18 protein-coding genes and 1 pseudogene are annotated in these 15,873 nt (G+C 73.6%); 11 read left to right on the forward strand and 8 right to left on the reverse strand.

Translation table 11 applies throughout. The features are described from left to right. Both F8274_RS23700 and F8274_RS23705 read left to right on the forward strand, forming a co-directional pair. Positions 1 to 469: pseudogene (locus tag F8274_RS23700) on the forward strand (hypothetical protein); the annotation flags it as partial. Positions 470 to 516: 47 nt separating this feature from the next. After that, complete coding sequence (locus tag F8274_RS23705; protein ID WP_151464578.1) at positions 517 to 1,287, forward strand: isoprenyl transferase; 771 nt, start codon at positions 517 to 519, stop codon at positions 1,285 to 1,287. A 16-nt stretch (positions 1,288 to 1,303) separates the two neighbouring features. Here the strand turns inward: F8274_RS23705 and otsB are convergent, their stop codons facing one another. The 3 genes from otsB to F8274_RS23720 all read right to left on the reverse strand — a co-directional run bounded on the left by otsB (position 1,304) and on the right by F8274_RS23720 (position 3,155). Beyond that, positions 1,304 to 2,128 carry a trehalose-phosphatase gene (gene otsB, locus F8274_RS23710; protein WP_151464579.1) on the reverse strand — a complete coding sequence of 275 codons (825 nt, stop codon included), beginning with the start codon at positions 2,126 to 2,128 and terminating at the stop codon, positions 1,304 to 1,306. A gap of 70 nt (positions 2,129 to 2,198) precedes the next feature. Continuing rightward, the gene (locus F8274_RS23715) at positions 2,199 to 2,552 is read right to left on the reverse strand and encodes a hypothetical protein (RefSeq protein WP_091314007.1); all 354 of its coding nucleotides are present in this window, start codon (positions 2,550 to 2,552) and stop codon (positions 2,199 to 2,201) included. A 162-nt stretch (positions 2,553 to 2,714) separates the two neighbouring features. Continuing rightward, positions 2,715 to 3,155, reverse strand: a complete 441-nt coding sequence (locus tag F8274_RS23720) for a helix-turn-helix transcriptional regulator (RefSeq protein ID WP_151464580.1) — start codon at positions 3,153 to 3,155, stop codon at positions 2,715 to 2,717. Between the two features lie 264 nt (positions 3,156 to 3,419). On the opposite strand from F8274_RS23720, the gene F8274_RS23725 reads away from it, so the two are divergent. From F8274_RS23725 to F8274_RS23750, 6 genes are all read left to right on the forward strand, one after another. Then, positions 3,420 to 3,761: a hypothetical protein gene (locus tag F8274_RS23725; RefSeq protein ID WP_091260344.1), complete on the forward strand. Its 342-nt coding sequence runs from the start codon at positions 3,420 to 3,422 to the stop codon at positions 3,759 to 3,761. Next, positions 3,758 to 4,192: a hypothetical protein gene (locus F8274_RS23730; protein ID WP_151464581.1), complete on the forward strand. Its 435-nt coding sequence runs from the start codon at positions 3,758 to 3,760 to the stop codon at positions 4,190 to 4,192. The genes F8274_RS23725 and F8274_RS23730 overlap by 4 nt, the downstream gene beginning before the upstream one ends. 341 nt (positions 4,193 to 4,533) lie before the next feature. Then, on the forward strand, positions 4,534 to 5,946 hold the full coding sequence (locus F8274_RS23735; protein WP_151464582.1) for a PhoH family protein: 1,413 nt from the start codon (positions 4,534 to 4,536) through the stop codon (positions 5,944 to 5,946). Between the two features lie 277 nt (positions 5,947 to 6,223). After that, positions 6,224 to 6,904, forward strand: coding sequence for a lytic transglycosylase domain-containing protein (locus F8274_RS23740; protein ID WP_192579955.1), 681 nt, complete (start codon positions 6,224 to 6,226; stop codon positions 6,902 to 6,904). A gap of 100 nt (positions 6,905 to 7,004) precedes the next feature. After that, a complete protein-coding gene (locus tag F8274_RS23745) occupies positions 7,005 to 7,664 on the forward strand; it encodes a rhomboid family intramembrane serine protease (protein WP_151464584.1) in 660 nt (219 codons plus the stop codon). A 103-nt stretch (positions 7,665 to 7,767) separates the two neighbouring features. Then, positions 7,768 to 8,736, forward strand: a complete 969-nt coding sequence (locus F8274_RS23750) for an NAD(P)/FAD-dependent oxidoreductase (protein WP_151464585.1) — start codon at positions 7,768 to 7,770, stop codon at positions 8,734 to 8,736. Between the two features lie 17 nt (positions 8,737 to 8,753). Here the strand turns inward: F8274_RS23750 and F8274_RS23755 are convergent, their stop codons facing one another. Then, a complete protein-coding gene (locus tag F8274_RS23755; RefSeq protein ID WP_151464586.1) occupies positions 8,754 to 9,446 on the reverse strand; it encodes a TetR/AcrR family transcriptional regulator in 693 nt (230 codons plus the stop codon). Between the two features lie 136 nt (positions 9,447 to 9,582). On the opposite strand from F8274_RS23755, the gene F8274_RS23760 reads away from it, so the two are divergent. After that, positions 9,583 to 10,500, forward strand: a complete 918-nt coding sequence (locus F8274_RS23760) for an NAD-dependent epimerase/dehydratase family protein (protein ID WP_151464587.1) — start codon at positions 9,583 to 9,585, stop codon at positions 10,498 to 10,500. On the opposite strand, the gene F8274_RS23765 is transcribed toward F8274_RS23760, so the two are convergent. Both F8274_RS23765 and glpX read right to left on the reverse strand, forming a co-directional pair. Next, positions 10,469 to 11,470, reverse strand: coding sequence for a DMT family transporter (locus tag F8274_RS23765; protein WP_151464588.1), 1,002 nt, complete (start codon positions 11,468 to 11,470; stop codon positions 10,469 to 10,471). The two genes, F8274_RS23760 and F8274_RS23765, sit on opposite strands and share 32 nt — an antisense overlap. Beyond that, positions 11,467 to 12,498 carry a class II fructose-bisphosphatase gene (gene glpX, locus F8274_RS23770; RefSeq protein ID WP_091313972.1) on the reverse strand — a complete coding sequence of 344 codons (1,032 nt, stop codon included), beginning with the start codon at positions 12,496 to 12,498 and terminating at the stop codon, positions 11,467 to 11,469. The genes F8274_RS23765 and glpX overlap by 4 nt, the downstream gene beginning before the upstream one ends. A gap of 159 nt (positions 12,499 to 12,657) precedes the next feature. Between glpX and F8274_RS23775 the strand changes: the two genes are divergently transcribed. Together F8274_RS23775 and F8274_RS23780 are read left to right on the forward strand one after the other, a co-directional pair. Continuing rightward, entirely contained in the window at positions 12,658 to 13,353 is a 696-nt protein-coding gene (locus F8274_RS23775; protein WP_151464589.1) for a DUF4245 domain-containing protein, read from the forward strand. A 204-nt stretch (positions 13,354 to 13,557) separates the two neighbouring features. Next, positions 13,558 to 14,397 (forward strand): hypothetical protein, encoded by an 840-nt coding sequence (locus tag F8274_RS23780; protein WP_151464590.1) that lies wholly within the window; start codon positions 13,558 to 13,560, stop codon positions 14,395 to 14,397. Between the two features lie 35 nt (positions 14,398 to 14,432). Here the strand turns inward: F8274_RS23780 and F8274_RS23785 are convergent, their stop codons facing one another. Beyond that, positions 14,433 to 14,645: an exodeoxyribonuclease VII small subunit gene (locus tag F8274_RS23785; protein ID WP_151464591.1), complete on the reverse strand. Its 213-nt coding sequence runs from the start codon at positions 14,643 to 14,645 to the stop codon at positions 14,433 to 14,435. 14 nt (positions 14,646 to 14,659) lie between these two features. Continuing rightward, positions 14,660 to 15,873 (reverse strand): exodeoxyribonuclease VII large subunit (gene xseA / locus F8274_RS23790; RefSeq protein ID WP_192579956.1); only part of this gene is annotated, 1,214 nt, incomplete at its 5' end.

A 15,873-nucleotide genomic window follows, 5' to 3' on the forward strand; every position in this document is an offset into this window, starting at 1 on the left:
CGAACTGCTCAACTACTGGTACGCCCCGGAGCAGGAGTTCGGGCTGGCCGTCCGCACCGGCTGGGCCATGCTGCGGTCGCTGGGCTTCCTCCTGCTGATCGGGCACGTCAAGCGGGGCCGGGTGGTGCTGGCCGGCGACGCGCTCTCGCTGATCAACCCGTTCACCGGCGAGGGCATCTTCTACGCGCTGCGCTCCGGGGCCCTGGCCGGCGCCGCCGCGGCCGACGTCCCGGGCGCGGCGGCCCGCCGGTACGCCGACGCGCTGCGCCGCCGGCTCGGCACCCACCTGCGGCACAGCTCGGCGGCGGCCTGGCTGGCCCGGCGGCGGTGGGTGGTGGACGCGGCGGTGCGCGCCGCCCGCCGCGACGAGCGGGTCTACCGGACCGTGGTCGAGCTGGGGCTGGGTGACGGACGTCTCGACGTGCGCACCCTCGCCAGGATCGGCGCGGGCCTTCCCCGGCGCCCATGAGCCACCGAGACACTGAACGTCCGCGCGGGTCGCTACCCTGCAAGGTGATGACTCTGCGGAAACTCCTCTACTCCGTGTACGAGCGCCGGCTCACCGCGAAGCTCGCGGGCAAGCCGGTGCCCCGGCACGTCGGCGTGATGTGCGACGGCAACCGCAGATGGGCCCGGGAGATGGGCTTCGTCGACCCGAACGACGGCCACCGGATGGGCGCCGAGCGGATCAAGGAGCTGCTGCGCTGGTGCGACGCGGCCGGTGTCGGGCACGTCACGCTCTGGCTGCTCTCCACCGACAACCTCTCCCGGCCGGCCGCCGAGCTGGACCCGCTGCTCCAGATCATCGAGGACCTCACCACCGAGCTGGCCGAGGAGGGCAACCCCTGGCGGCTGCGGATGGTCGGTGCCCTCGACGTGCTGCCCGCGCAGCACGCCGCCGCGCTCAAGGCGGCCGAGGAGCGCACCCGGCACCGCAGCGGCGGCGCGCAGGTCAACATCGCGGTCGGCTACGGCGGCCGGCGGGAGATCGCCGACGCGGTGCGCTCGCTGCTGCTGGAGCACGCGGCGACCGGCGGCACGGTGGAGGAGCTGGCCAACTCGATCGATGTCGACCACATCTCCGAGCACCTCTACACCAAGGGCCTGCCGGACCCGGATCTGATCATCCGGACCAGCGGCGAGCAGCGGCTCTCCGGCTTCATGCTCTGGCAGAGCGCGCACTCCGAGTTCTACTTCTGCGAACTCAACTGGCCCGACTTCCGCCGCGTCGACTTCCTCCGGGCGCTCCGCTCCTACGCCACCCGGCAGCGCCGCTACGGCGCCTGAGGGCGCAGGGCGCGGCTCAGCGCAGGTGGGAGAGCGCCTCGGTGAGGAAGTCGCCGAGGGCGGCGGGGGAGTCCAGGGTGAGGTCGGCGGCGTCGGCGACCTCGTGACCGGTCTCCGGGTTCGCCACCGCGACGCAGACGCCGATGAACCGCGGGTCGGCGGCGGCCCGGGCGCGCAGCGCCGCGAAGGCCTTGATGTCGGAGACGTCGTCGCCGAAGTACCAGGCACCGCCGGCGTCCCGCACCGCCTCGCCGATGACCATGCCTTTGTCCCGGTCGACCGGGGGCTTCAGCTCCAGCACCATGCGCCCGGCCTGGCAGCGCAGGCCCAGCCGCTCGGCCTGGGCCCGGCCCCACTCCTGCACGAGACCGCCGAGCTGCGGCGCGGTGCGCCAGTGCAGCGCGACGGAGAGCCGCTTGAACTCCACCAGGGCTCCGGGCGGCAGTTCGGCGCGGGCCCGCTCGGCCAGCTCGGCCATGGTGGGCACCCAGGGCAGGGCGGCCGGCTCGGTGACGGTCTCGCCGCCGGAGTGGCTGTGCTCCAGGCCGTAGAGGCCGTAGAGGTCGATGCCGGCGAGGCCGCCGAGGTGGTCGCGGAGGAATTCCACCGGTCGCGCGGAGACGATGGCGATCCGGCCGACCCGCGAGGCGAGGGCTTCCAGCGCGGCGAGCACCTTCGGCGCGGGCTGGACGGCCGTGGGGTCGTCGTCGACCGGGGCGAGGGTGCCGTCGAAGTCGAAGAAGAGCACCACGTCGCCCGCGCGGGCGGCGGTGGCGCGCCACGCGTGCGCGGCGTCCAACGGGGTTTTCGGCTGCTGGTTGCCCAGATTCAACGGCGGCACGCGCGACAGCGTACCCCGGTCACGGCGGCGTATTCGTGGCCGAGATGTGACGTCCGGAAGACGGGGATGATCAGCGTTCGGCGGCTCCCCGTCCCCGGCGCCCGAACGGCACCACGGCCGCTTCCTGCCCGTGGCTCAGCAGGTAGCCCTCCACGAAGCCGGTGTTCCGGTCGCCGGTGTGCGCCTCGATCTCGTTGAGCCGCGCCACCAGGAACTCGGTGAGCGCGCTGACCCGGTCGTTGAGCCGGTCGTGCAGTTCGGCGACGACGGCGAGGACCACCGCGGTGCCGGCCGTGATGAGCGCGAAGAGGTTGACGACCAGGGGAAGCTGCCCGCCGTCCAGTACGCCGACCACCACGTTGCCGGTCACGCACGATGTCACCGACACCACCGCGACCACGACTGCCAACCATTTCAGGGTCATGGACAGACCCCTCCTTCTGTCCCGCAGGGCTGGGTTCGGCTGTGTCCCGTCCCCCCGCCGACGACGAGCCCTTAGCAGTACAAACGTGGACGCTAGCGTGTCCGATCCGGCCCGAGGCGAAATGATCGGGCCCGGCCTTCCGTTCTTTCGCCATCTGAGGAACTACCCGGCTTGTTTACCTCTATTTCGGACATCGACCGGAAGAGTTGGGCGATAAGCGAGGTAACGAATGGTTTCTCGAATGTGGAACTTCTCCGCGTCGGAGACGTCCGGGTCGACGAGTCGGCGCAGCAGCGCCTCGACGTCGGGGTCCATGGGCGGCGGGGTCGGGGTGGCGCGGGGGGCGGCTGCGCGGTCCCAGCCGAGGGCGACGAACGCGGCCGCCGGGTTGAGCCCCAGCCCTTCGCAGAAGGCGACCACCCGCTCGGCCTCGGGGTCGCTGGCCCAGTCGCCGCGGACCCAGCGGTTGATGGTCTGGCGGGAGACGCCGGTGCGCCGGGAGACCTCGGTGCCGCTCCAGGCCCGCATGGCGCGCGCGTCCTCCAGCGCGCGGCGGACGAAGGTGGCGAAGGCGATCTTCCGTGCGTTCGCGGTCTCGGTCACCCCGTGACGGTACGGCCAGTCGGTCTCCACGGCACCGCCCGGCACGCTGCTGTCACGCCGACGTGACGATGATCCACCGTTCCCGGTAAACGATCCAGAACTCTTTCTGAGGGGTGTCACCCGGGCAGAATAGATGGACGCCAGTACGGCGGCAAACAGACGAAAAGCTGATACTGTCACGCTCATGAGACAACTTACGGTGTGTCACGTGCATGAGACGACGAGTGCTCACATGCGTCACTCCGCGGGTGTCGAGGGGGTCTCGTGACCGAGCTCGCGACCCGTGCGCAGGCCTTCGGCCTGATCGCGGAAGGGGTGACCGCCGGCCTGAGCGCCCCCTGGCGCCTCTACCTGGCCCGGGGCTGCCGCTACCTCTCCCTCAGTGTCGGGGACCGCGACGAGTGGGACGCCTGGCGGACCCACCTCGGCTGTCCCGAGCTGAGCGTCCGGGTCTACGAGGCCGGCGGCGAGATCCGCCGGGCCTCGGTGGCCGAGGTGATCGTCGACGGCTGCCGGATCAGCGTCGAACTGGTCGAGGAGGTCAGCACCGCGGACCTGGAGCGGCTGCTGGTCGTCGACCCGCTGCCCGGGGCGGACGAGCGATGAGCCCCTTTCTCGCCGTCGTGCTGGTCCTCGTGCTCGGCTCGACCTGCTACGCCGCCGGCCGGCTGCACGGCCAGCTCAGCTACCGGATCGGCTACCGGTTCGGCTACCGCCAGGGCTACTTCGACGGCGACCGGGGCGCCTGGAACCGGCGCCGCCGCGACGCCCAGGCCGCGATCGCCTCGGCCCTCGCCGGCCCGGCCCCGACCGTGGTGACCTCCCAGGCCGGGCGTACCGCGCCGTTCGCCGGCACCGCCGTCCCCGCCGCGGTCACCGCGCGCACCGCCACCGGCCCGGCGCTGCGGGCCACCGCCGCCGCCACCGCCCAGCTCGGCGGCCTGGCCACCCGGCAGGGCACCACGTACACCGGCTCCTCCTTCGGCGCGGCGGGCGGTGGGCCGCGGACCGGGACGCTGGTCCGGCGGCAGGGCTGAGGCCCTCCCAGGCGCGGTGTGCCGTCCGCGGCGGACGCGCACCGCCGGAGCCGCGGTCAGACCGGTGACGGCGGCTCCGCCGGCCGGGATGCGCGCAGGGGGCATGCATCCCGGCCGGTTCCGCCGCGCCGCCCGTCCCCCGTACGGGTGATCCACTCGCACCACTAGCCGACCGGGCCCGCGGCCATTAGCGTCTAGGCATGGCACGGGGTTTTCCCGGGCCGGCCGGACAGCCCGGACCTGCGACCTCGCGCACGGGGCCCGCATCCGACCCCGTGTCCCACCGGGCACCGGAAGAGGCGGAACTCGGGTGGCCGGGTGCCCATCCGCGGAGCAGGCCTGTGACCACTCGCCGTACCCCCGCCGGTGCCGACCAGACCCCGGCCGCGACCGCCACGACCCGCCGGACTACCCGCAGCCGCCGCGCTGCCGCCGCGCCCGCCGGCGCCGAGGAGCCCCGACCAGCCGGCCCGGCCTTCGTCCTCGACACCTCGGTCCTCCTTTCCGACCCGGCGGCGTTCCACCGCTTCGCCGAGCACGAGGTGGTGCTGCCGCTGGTGGTGATCTCCGAACTGGAGGGCAAGCGCCACCACCCCGAGCTGGGCTGGTTCGCCCGGCAGTCGCTGCGCATGCTGGACGAGCTGCGGGTGCGGCACGGCCGGCTGGACCGGCCGGTGCCCGCCAACGACCAGGGCGGCACCCTCCGGGTGGAGCTGAACCACACCGACGACGGGGTGCTGCCGCCCGGGTTCCGGAACGAGTCGAACGACGCCCGGATCCTCTCCGTGGCGCTCAACCTGGCCGCCGAGGGGCGGGAGGTCACGCTCGTCAGCAAGGACATGCCGCTGCGGGTGAAGGCGGCCTCGGTCGGCCTGCGGGCCGACGAGTACCGGCACGGCCAGGCCAGCGACCCGACCTGGACCGGCATGGCCGAGCTGGAGCTGGCCGAGGAGGAGATCGGCCGGCTGTACGCGGGCGAGACGCTCGACCTCGACGCCGCGGCCGGCCTGCCCTGCCACACCGGCCTGGTGCTGCACTCGGCGCGGGGCTCGGCGCTCGGCCGGGTGCTGCCGGACAAGACCGTCCGGCTGGTGCGGGGCGACCGTGAGGCGTTCGGCGTGCACGGTCGCTCGGCGGAGCAGCGGGTGGCGCTCGACCTGCTGCTGGACGAGTCGATCGGCATCGTCTCGCTCGGCGGCCGGGCCGGCACCGGCAAGTCCGCGCTGGCCCTCTGCGCCGGCCTTGAGGCGGTGATGGAGCGCCGGCGGCACAAGAAGGTGGTCGTGTTCCGCCCGCTGTACGCGGTCGGCGGCCAGGAGTTGGGCTACCTGCCCGGCTCGGAGTCGGAGAAGATGTCGCCCTGGGCGCAGGCCGTCTTCGACACGCTCGGCGCGGTGGTGCACGAGAACGTGCTGGAGGAGGTCACCTCGCGGGGGCTGCTGGAGGTCCTGCCGCTCACCCACATCCGCGGCCGGAGCCTGCACGACGCCTTCGTCATCGTCGACGAGGCGCAGTCGCTGGAGCGCGGCGTCCTGCTCACCGTGCTGTCCCGCATCGGGCAGGGGTCGCGGGTGGTGCTGACCCACGACGTGGCCCAGCGGGACAATCTCCGGGTCGGCCGGCACGACGGGGTGACCGCGGTGATCGAGGCGCTGAAGGGTCATCACCTCTTCGCGCACGTCACTCTCAGCCGTTCGGAGCGTTCTCCCATCGCCGCGATGGTCACCGATCTGCTGGAGGACATTCCGCTCTGAGGCGGTTCTTTGCCCGGGTTTGACCGCCTTCGCCTTGTGGCGCAGATCACAATCCGTGCCCTTGGTTTCCCATCGGCCTCACTGTGCGCAATGGTGTCCAACGAGCGCCTCAGCACCACCAAGATCGTTGAGCATCGTTCGCCACGGCATGGCGGAGGAGCCGCGAGCACCGGTGCGTCGGCTGCGACCGCGAGGGTCGGGGCGCTCACGGCGCCGGCGCGGCCGCTCCAGGGCCACGCGTCGCGCCGTGTCCTTGCCCCCGACGAAGGGACACTTCGTGAGTCGGCTGTGGAGCCGGTTCGGCGCCCGCACGGCCGCTGTCGCACTGCTCTCCGTGGGCGTTGCCGGCGGCTTCTATCTGGGCGAAGACCGACAGACCCAGCAACAGGGCCTGACCGCGCAGGTCGGCCTGGAGGTCGACCGGACGGAGTACGCGTACCAGCGCGACCGTCAGGCCGACCACCGCCTGGTGTCGGCCAAGCAGCGGGCCGCCGAGTACCAGGCGAAGCTGCGCGCCGCGGCGGCGGCCAAGGAGGCCGCCGAGCGGGCCAAGGAGGCCGAGGCGGCGGCCGCGTCCCGCAAGAAGGAGCGGGAGGCCGCGGAGAAGGCGGCGGCCAAGCCGTACGACGGGCCGATCCCGGCCTCCTGCGAGGAGTTCAGCGGCAACCGCAAGGTCGGTTGCGCGATCATGCTCGACGAGGGCTTCGGCATGGACCAGTTCCCCTGTCTGGACAAGCTCTGGACCAAGGAGAGCGGCTGGAACCACAAGGCCTACAACGAGGGGTCCGGCGCGTACGGCATCCCGCAGGCCCTGCCGGGCAGCAAGATGGGCTCGGTGGCGGACGACTGGAAGACCAACCCGGCCACCCAGATCAAGTGGGGTCTCGGCTACATCGAGGGCCGGTACGACGACCCGTGCGGCGCCTGGCAGCACTCGCAGAGCTCCGGCTGGTACTGATCGGACATCGACGGCGGGGCGTGCGGATATTCGCACGCCCCGCCGTCGTCGTGGCACTCCCGAGTGGCGGTGCGCCCCGATTGCTGATAGCACTTGACGGGTGACCTGGCACGACGGCCCCGCGGGCGGCGACCCCCACCGGTTCGGCACCGAGGCGTTCTACGCCTCGCTCGGCCGGGCCTTCGTCGCCATGTGCGCGGTCGTGCCGGTGCTGTTCCTCATCGAGGCCGTCGACGTCGGCCTGCGCGCCGACCTCGACGTGACCGCCGGCATCATCCCGCACCGCATCCAGGGCCTCGACGGCGTGTTCTTCTCGCCGTTCCTGCACGCCGGCTGGAACCACCTCTACAGCAACAGCATCCCGCTGATCCTGCTCGGCACCTTCGTGCTGGCCGCCGGCACCCGCCGGTTCCTCTGGTCCACGCTGGTGATCATCCTGGTCAGCGGCCTGGGGGTGTGGTTCACCGGCTCGCCCAACTCGGTGGTGGTCGGCGCGAGCGGGGTCATCTTCGGCTACCTCGGCATCCTGCTCACCCGCGGCATCGTCGAGCGGAGCTGGTGGAACTTCGCCGTGGTGCTCCTCGTCGGCCTGCTCTACGGCTGGCAGCTGCTCGGCATCCTGCCCACCGACGAGCGCATCTCCTGGCAGGGGCACCTGTTCGGGCTGCTCGGCGGGGTCGTCGCGGCCGTGCTGTTCCGCCGCCGGGTGGAGGGCGGGACGCGGGACTCCCTCGGGTCACCGCCGGTCACGCTGCCCTGACGGCACGTCCACCCGCCGGCGGGACGTGCTTGCCCGCGGCCACCGCCCCGCCTACCGTCGGGATCAGCACGCGTTGATCCCCTGGCGAAAGTGACGGTACGCCATGCGCGAGGTCGATGTCGCCGTGATCGGGGCGGGCCCCGCAGGGCTGTTCGCCGCCTACTACGCCGGGTTCCGCGGGCTCTCCGTGGCCGTGATCGACGCGCTGCCCGAGCCGGGCGGCCAGGTCACCGCCATGTACCCGGAGAAGCTCATCCTCGACGTCGCCGGGTTCCCCGCCATCAAGGGGCGGGAGCTGGTCGCCAACCTGGTCGCCCAGGCCGCGCCCTTCCGCCCGGAGTACCTGCTCGGGGTCCGCGCGGAGAAGCTGTCGTACCTGGACGGGCGGCCGGTGCTCGGGCTGGCCGGCGGCGACCAGCTGCACTGCGGCGCGGTGCTCATCACCGGTGGGCTGGGCAGCTTCACGCCCCGGCCGCTGCCGGTGGCGGACAGCTTCGTGGGCGCCGGGATCGTCTACTTCGTACCGCAGCCGACCGAGCTGACCGGGCGGGACGTGCTCATCGTGGGCGGCGGCGACTCGGCGTTCGACTGGGCCGTGACGCTGGCCCCGATCGCCCGCTCGGTGACCCTGGTGCACCGGCGGGACCGGTTCCGCGCGCACGCCTCGACCGTCGACCGGGTGCGGGCGCTGCCGGTGCGGGTGGTGGTCAACGCCGAGGTGAGCCGGCTGCACGGGGAGGACCGGGTCACCGGCGCCGAGCTGACCGTACGCGGCGGCGCGGTGGAGACCCTGCCGGTGGACACCGTGGTGGCCGCGCTCGGCTTCACCGCCGACCTGGGCCCGCTCGCCGAGTGGGGGCTGAACCTGGACCGGCGGCACATCGTGGTCGACAGCGCCATGGCCACCAACCTGCCCCGGGTCTTCGCCGCCGGCGACATCACCGACTACCCGGGCAAGGTGCGGCTGATCGCCACCGGCTTCGGCGAGGCGGCGACGGCCATCAACAACGCGGCGGTCGTCATCGACCCGAGCGCGCACCTCTTCCCCGGCCACTCCTCCGACGGCACCTGACCGGCGGCCGCCCCGGCTCAGGCGGTGGGCAGCCCGATCAGGTCGGCCATCAGCCCGATCTGGTGGTCGAAGTACTCGTCGCGGTGCGGCAGCGTCTTGTTGATCCGGCCGAACAGCTCGAAGCTGATCAACCCGAAGAGCTGGGTCCAGCCGGCCATGCCCCGGGCCAGCAGCGCGGGCGGCAGGTCCACGGGGAGCAACGCCGCCAGCTCGGCCACGTCGGACCGCAGCGGCTCGGCCAGCTCCTCGCCGGACGGGTCGATCCGGCCGGCGGCCACCCCGTCGCGAAGGATGCCGACCAGGGTCGCCGGGGGGCGCTGGGCCGGCGCCACGGTGTCCTCCGGCGCCGCGTAGCCAGGGACGGGGCTGCCGTAGAGCAGGGCGTACTCGGCGGGGTTGGCCAGCGCCCAGGCCCGGGCGGCCCGGCAGGCGGCGTGCCAGCGCCCGCGCAGGTCGGCCTGGTCGGCGGCGGCGTCGGCCGCCTCCACCGCGTCGCCCAGTGCCTCGTACGCCTCCAGGATCAGCGCGGTGAGCAGGTCGTCGCGGCTGGGGAAGTAGCGGTAGATCGCCGAGGAGACCATGCCCATGTCCCGGGCGACCGCGCGGAGCGACAGGTTCGCGCCGTCGGTGGCCAGGTGGCGGCGGGCGACCGCCTTGATCTCGTCGATCATTCCGGCGCGGACCCGGGCGCGGAGCGAGTGAGCGACCATGCCTCCACTCTGCCACGGATGAGAGCGCCAATCAAAAGAGAGAGCACCGCTCTTGACGAACGGGTGCGACGTCGGCCATGCTCTGTCGCGAGAGCGGTGCTCTCGTATTGGATTCCTGCTTCGAAGGGTGGCCCTCATGGCCCTGCACGTGATCGTCGGCGCCGGCCCCGTCGGCACCGCCACGGCCCGACTCCTCGCCGAGCGCGGCGACCGGGTGCGGGTGGTGACCCGCCGGGGCACCGGGCCCACGCACCCCACGATCGAGCGCATCGCCGCCGACGCCGCCGACGCCGACCGGCTGACCGCCCTGACCGAGGGCGCGGTCGCCCTGCACAACTGCGCCAACCCGGCGTACCACCGCTGGCCGCTGGACTGGCCTCCGCTGGCCGCGGCGCTGCTCACCGCCGCCGGGCGGACCGGCGCGGTGCTCGCCACCGTCGGCAACCTCTACGGGTACGGCCCGGTCGACGCCCCGATGACCGAGGCGACCCCGCTCGCCTCGGCCGGCACCAAGGGACAGGTCCGCAACCGGATGTGGGCCGACGCGCTGGCCGCGCACCGGGCCGGCCGGGCCCGGATCACCGAGGTACGCGGCTCCGACTACCTCGGCGCCGGCGGCACCTCGCTGGCCATGATGGTGCTGCCCCGGATGCTCGCCGGGCAGCGGGTGTTCCTACCGGTCGACTGGGACGCCCCACACACCTGGACGTACATTCCCGACGTCGCCCGCACCCTGGTCGCCGCTGCGACCGACGAGCGGGCCTGGGGGCGGGCCTGGCACGTGCCCAGCCCGCCCGCCGTGTCGATGCGGGACCTGGCCACCCGCGCGGCGGCCCTGGTCGGGGCGCCCGCGCCGCGACTGACCCGGATGCCGTACCCGGTGCTCTGGCTCGGCGGGCTGGCCAACCCGATGGCGCGGGAGTTGCGGGAGACCGCCTACCAGTTCCGGCGGCCGTACGTGCTGGACTCGACCGCCGCCACCGCCACCCTCGGCGTCGAGGCGACGCCGCTGGACCGGGCGGTCAAGGAGACGGTGGCGGCGCTGCGGGCCTGACCCGCCGCGGGGGCGGCCCGACCGCGGCGACCAGCACCGCGACCAGGGTCAGCGCCGCCCCCAGCAGGGTGGTCGGCGTGGGGTGCGAGGCGGCGGTGGGCAGCAGCAGGTCCAGCATGACGGCGCCGACGACCTGCCCGGCGATGGTGGCCAGGCCGAGCAGCAGCACACCGGTGAACCGGACGATGGCGGCGGCCAGCGCGATGAACACGATGCCGATGGGGCCGCCCAGGTAGAGCCACGGCTCGGTCGGGAAACCGCCGGCCGGGCGGCCCCGGACCGCCACCTCCACGGCGAAGGTGGCGAGCAGCGCCACCGTGCCGACGGTGAAGTTGACAAGCGTGGCGGTCAGGGCGCTGCCGGTGGCCCCCCGGACCCGGCCGTTCACCGCCTGCTGCCAGGCGATGCCCACCCCGGCGGCCAGCGGCAGCAGGGCCAGCGCCAGGGCACCCGGATCGCCGAGCCGGTCGCCCACCGCCAGCAGCACGGCCAGCACGGTGAGCACCGCGCCGACCAGCCGGTTCGGGGTGACCGCCTGCCGCCCGGTGGGGCCGATCCCGGCCCGGTCGACGAGCAGGCTGCTGCCGGACTGCCCGGCCACCACGGCGACCGTGAACACCGCCACGCCGAGCGTGCCGATGGTCAGGCCCTGGGTGGCGACCAGGAAGGCGCCGCAGACCCCGCCCAGGCACTGCCACGGGCGCAGCGAGCCGTCCCGGAGCGCGGCCCGCAGCGCGGCGAGTCCCCGCCGGCCACCGGGGGTGGCGGGGACCAGCACGAGCAGCACCAGCAGGCCCAGGCCGAACGAGACCACCGCGGCGGCGATCCCGTCGGCCAGCCGTACACCGAGTTCGCCGTTGATCCGGGACTGGACGGCCACCGCGACCCCCGAGGCGGTGGCCAGCCCGGTGCCGGCCACCCGCCGCGTGGTCGACAGCGTCGGGGGCGCCGCCGTCCCGGTCGCGGTCACTCCTGCTCGGCCAGGGGACGCCCGTCGAAGTCGACCGCCGAGTAGAGGGCCAGCTTCTCCAGCCGGTGGTAGGAGTCGATCACCCGGATCGTGCCGCTCTTGGAGCGCATCACGATCGACTGGGTGTACGCCCCGCCGGCCCGGTAGCGCACGCCGCGCAGCAGGTCCCCGGACGTGACACCGGTGGCCACGAAGAAGCAGTTGTCGCCGGTGACCAGGTCGTCGGTGAAGAGCACCCGGTCCAGGTCGTGCCCGGCGGCCAGCGCCTTCTCCCGCTCCTCGGCGTCCTTGGGCCAGAGCTTGGCCTGCATCATGCCGCCCATGCACTTCAGCGCGCAGGCCGCCGTGATGCCCTCCGGGGTGCCGCCGATGCCCATTAGCACGTCGACGTCGGACTCGCCCCGGGCCGCCGCGATGGCGCCGGCGATGTCGCCGTCGGAGATGAACCGGATGCCCGCCCCGGTCCGCCGGATCTGCTTCACCAGGTCGTCGTGGCGCGACCGGTCCAGCACGCAGACCGTCACCTCGGCGGGGTCGGTGCCCTTGACCTTGGCGATCCGGCGGATGTTCTCCGCCACGCCGGCGTTGATGTCGACCACGTCGGCGTACATCGGGCCGACGGCGAGCTTCTCCATGTAGAAGACGGCGCTCGGGTCGAACATGGCGCCCCGCTCGGCCACCGCGAGCACGGCCAGCGCGTTCGGCATGCCCTTGCTCATCAGCGTGGTGCCGTCGATCGGGTCGACCGCCACGTCCACCTCGGGACCGGTCCCGTCGCCGACCTCCTCGCCGTTGAAGAGCATCGGGGCGTTGTCCTTCTCGCCCTCGCCGATCACCACGACACCGCGCATCGGGATCGAGTTGATGAGCTTGCGCATGGCGTCGACGGCGGCTCCGTCGCCGCCCTCCTTGTCGCCCCGGCCGACCCAGCGGCCGGCGGCCATGGCCGCGGCCTCGGTCACCCGGACCAGGTCGAGGGCGAGGTTACGGTCGAGATCCTGGGGCGTCCGCGTCCTGGTGGTTGTCATGACGGCTTCCTCCTCGCGACGTTGCGGGGTGGACCGGCGGGATGCGGCCGTCGCCGCCGCCGGTTTTGTCGCTGATCCTCACACGATCTCAGGTTCGACGCCGGAGCGGGGCGGAGGAGGCCAGGATCACGTCATCCGGGCGGCTGCGAGAATGGCCGGGTGGAACCCGCACAGCCTGCCGACCGCGTACCGACCGACGCCACCCCGCCGGACGGCCAGCCGCCGGTGCGGCCGACCGCCGAGGCCACCCCGCCGGCCGGGGAACCGGCCCTGGTCGAGTCGACCGGGCCCGCGCCGCCGGCCGACGCCGGGGAGCAGCCCGCGCCGCCCGCCCGGAAGGAGAAGGCCCGGTCCGAGCGGTCGCCGAAGGACATGGCGCTGTCGCTGCTGGTGCTGCTGGTCCCGATCGCCCTGCTGCTCGCCTTCTACCGGGGCTTCCTCGGCGGGGACGCGCCGGTCACCGTCGACGCCGCGCCCGTCTTCGAGCAGGCCCGCGCCGCCAACGCCTTCCCGGTCGCCGAGCCCCGCGGGTTGGGCTCCGACTGGCGTACGGTCAGCGCCCGCTACCAGACCGACTCCCGCGGCGGGACGCTGCGCATCGGCTACGTGACCCCAGAGGGCCGGGGCGCGCAGCTGGTGGAGAGCAACCTGCCGGCGGAGAAGCTGCTGCCGGCCGAGCTGAGCGGCGGCCAGCCGCAGGGCCCGGCCGACCTGCCCGGCGGCGCGAGCTGGCAGCGGTACACCGCCCGGGGCAACGAGCAGGCCCTCGTCCTGCTCGAGCCGAACCGCACCGTGCTCGTGGTCGGCGACGCCGGCGAGGCGGAGCTGCGCGAACTCGTGACCGCGCTGCGCTGACCCGCCCCGCCGCCGGGGGAAGGTCGTTCTCGCCCACCGGACAGGGATTGCGGAACACCGCTTCAGGGAACAGAAGGGGGCACGAGCCCGCCGGAGCCGACCACACCGGCCGGACCGGGCTCGTGCGCCGGAGCCGGCGTCCGGGCTGCGGCGCCCCGACTCCGGCACCTCCGTGGGCCGGACGACCCACCTGGAGAGGTTGACGTGACGATTCGACGCTTCAGCGCCACCGCGTTCGCCGCGGCGCTGCTCATCCCCGGCCTGGCCGCGTGCAACGACACCGGGACCGCCGGCGCGGGTGCCTCCGCGACCCCGGCCGCCTCCGGCAGCATCGCGCCGAGCGGCGCGCCCGCCGGCGAGGCCAAGCAGGCCCTGCTCGACTCCACCAACGCGATCCGCGACGGGAACTTCCGGTTCACCATGTCCGGCGCCGGCTCCACCGCCGAAGGGCAGGTGCACGAGCCCAGCCAGAGCGCCGAGATGCGGATGACGATCGGCGACCCGTCGTCGGACCTCATGATGAAGCTGGACCTGGTCCACTACAAGCCGGACAGCTGGGTGAAGCTGGAGCTGGGCGGCAAGGCCGCCGCCAGCGTGCCCGGGCTCAAGAACCTCAACCTCGGCAAGTACCAGCACCTCGACCAGACCCGGATCAAGGGCAACCGGGCGCTCGGCTTCGACTTCGACAAGATCGACCCGGCCGGCAGCGCGGTGCTCACCCAGGGCATCACCGAGGTCCGGAAGACCGGCGACGGCACGTACGCCGGCACCGTCGACGTGTCGAAGGCGGCCGAGGCGGGCTCGCTCGACCCGGCCGTGATCACGACGCTCGGCGCGCAGGCGCAGTCGGTGCCGTTCACCGCGCAGGTCGACCCGCAGGGCCGGCTCAGCGAGCTGGTGCTGAAGATCCCGGCCGCCGGGCAGAGCGCCGCTCAGGACGTGAAGATCACCTACACCGACTACGGCAACGCCGCCGCCGCGCAGAAGCCCCCGGCGGACCAGGTCGCCGAGGCGCCGCCCGAGCTGTACAACCTGTTCAACTGAGCGTGCCGGCGGGACGGCTCCGGCCGTCCCGCCGCTCAGTCCTCCGCGCGCTGCCGGGCGGCGTCGATGCGGGCCCGGGCGCCGTCCAGCCAGCGCTGGCAGATCCCGGCGAGATCCTCGCCGCGCTCCCAGAGCGCCAGCGACTCCTCCAGCGAGGTGCCGCCCGCCTCCAGCCGCTCGACCACCGAGGCCAGCTCGGCCCGGGCCTGCTCGTAGCTGAGCCGCTCGTCCTTCGTCGTGTCAGTCATCGGGTCCCATTCCATCAGCCGTCCACGGTGGCGGTCAGCTCGCCCTCGGCCAGGCGTACCCGCAGCGGGTCGCCCTTGGCCACCTCGGACGCGGCGCGCACCACGTGCCCGTCGCCGCGCTGGACGATGGCGTAGCCCCGGTCGAGGGTGGCCGCGGGGGAGAGGGCGCGCAGCCGCGCCAGGGTGTGCCGCAGGTCGTCGCCGGCGGCGCCGAGCCGGTGGTCCAGGCAGCGGCCGGCCCGGTCGCGCAGCGCGGTGACGTCGGTGGCCCGCTGGTCGACCATCACCTGCGGGCGGGCCAGCACCGGCCGGGAGCGCAGCAGGTCGAGCCGGTGCTGCTCCCGGTCGACCAGGTTGCGCACCGCCCGCTCCAGCCGGGACCGGGCCTGGCCGATGAGGCGGACCTCCTCGGCCAGGTCGGGCACGATGCGCTTGGCCGCGTCGGTGGGCGTGGAGGCGCGCACGTCGGCGACGTAGTCGAGCAGCGGCGTGTCGGTCTCGTGGCCGATCGCGCTGACCACCGGCGTGCGGCACGCGAAGACCGCCCGGCAGAGCGCCTCGTCGGAAAAGGGCAGCAGGTCCTCGATGCCGCCGCCGCCCCGGGCGATGATGATCACATCGACCGTCGGGTCGGCGTCGAGCACCTTGAGCGCGCCCACGATGTCGGGCACCGCGCTCGGCCCCTGCACGGCCACATTGATGGTGCGGAACTCCACGGCCGGCCAGCGGCGGCGGGCGTTCGTCAGCACGTCCCGCTCGGCGGCCGAGGCGCGGCCGGTGATCAGCCCGATCCGGCCGGGCAGGAACGGCGGCCGGCGCTTGCGGGCCCGGTCGAACAGCCCCTCGGCGGCCAGCAGCTTCTTGAGCTTCTCCAGCCGGGCCAGCAGCTCGCCCAGCCCGACCTGCCGGATCTCGTCGGCGCGCAGGCTCAGCGTGCCCCGGGCGGCGTAGAACTCCGGCTTGGCGTGCAGCACCACCCGGGCGCCCTCGCTCAGCTCGGGTGCGCCCGCGTCGAGCACGTCGCGGTTGGTGGTGACGGTCAGGCTGAGATCGGCCGACGGGTCACGCAGCGTCAGGAAGACGGTGCTCGCCCCCGGCCGCCGGCTGATCTGCGCGATCTGCCCGTCGACCCACACCCACCCCAGCCGGGCGATCCAGGCCCCGACCTTCTGGCTGACCACCCGGACCGGCCACGGCTCCTCGGACGTGCTCCGCTCCCCATCGCTCA

The organism is Micromonospora sp. AMSO31t (assembly GCF_008868175.1).
Taxonomy (GTDB): Bacteria; Actinomycetota; Actinomycetes; order Mycobacteriales; family Micromonosporaceae; genus Micromonospora.

Bases quoted from the DNA above. Each gene is read 5' to 3' on its own strand.
- F8274_RS23705 (WP_151464578.1), top strand. From the start codon at position 517: ATGACTCTGCGGAAACTCCTCTACTCCGTGTACGAGCGCCGGCTCACC.
- F8274_RS23715 (WP_091314007.1), bottom strand. From the start codon at position 2,552: ATGACCCTGAAATGGTTGGCAGTCGTGGTCGCGGTGGTGTCGGTGACA.
- F8274_RS23730 (WP_151464581.1), top strand. From the start codon at position 3,758: ATGAGCCCCTTTCTCGCCGTCGTGCTGGTCCTCGTGCTCGGCTCGACC.
- F8274_RS23750 (WP_151464585.1), top strand. From the start codon at position 7,768: ATGCGCGAGGTCGATGTCGCCGTGATCGGGGCGGGCCCCGCAGGGCTG.
- F8274_RS23755 (WP_151464586.1), bottom strand. From the start codon at position 9,446: ATGGTCGCTCACTCGCTCCGCGCCCGGGTCCGCGCCGGAATGATCGAC.
- F8274_RS23760 (WP_151464587.1), top strand. From the start codon at position 9,583: ATGGCCCTGCACGTGATCGTCGGCGCCGGCCCCGTCGGCACCGCCACG.
- glpX (WP_091313972.1), bottom strand. From the start codon at position 12,498: ATGACAACCACCAGGACGCGGACGCCCCAGGATCTCGACCGTAACCTC.
- F8274_RS23785 (WP_151464591.1), bottom strand. From the start codon at position 14,645: ATGACTGACACGACGAAGGACGAGCGGCTCAGCTACGAGCAGGCCCGG.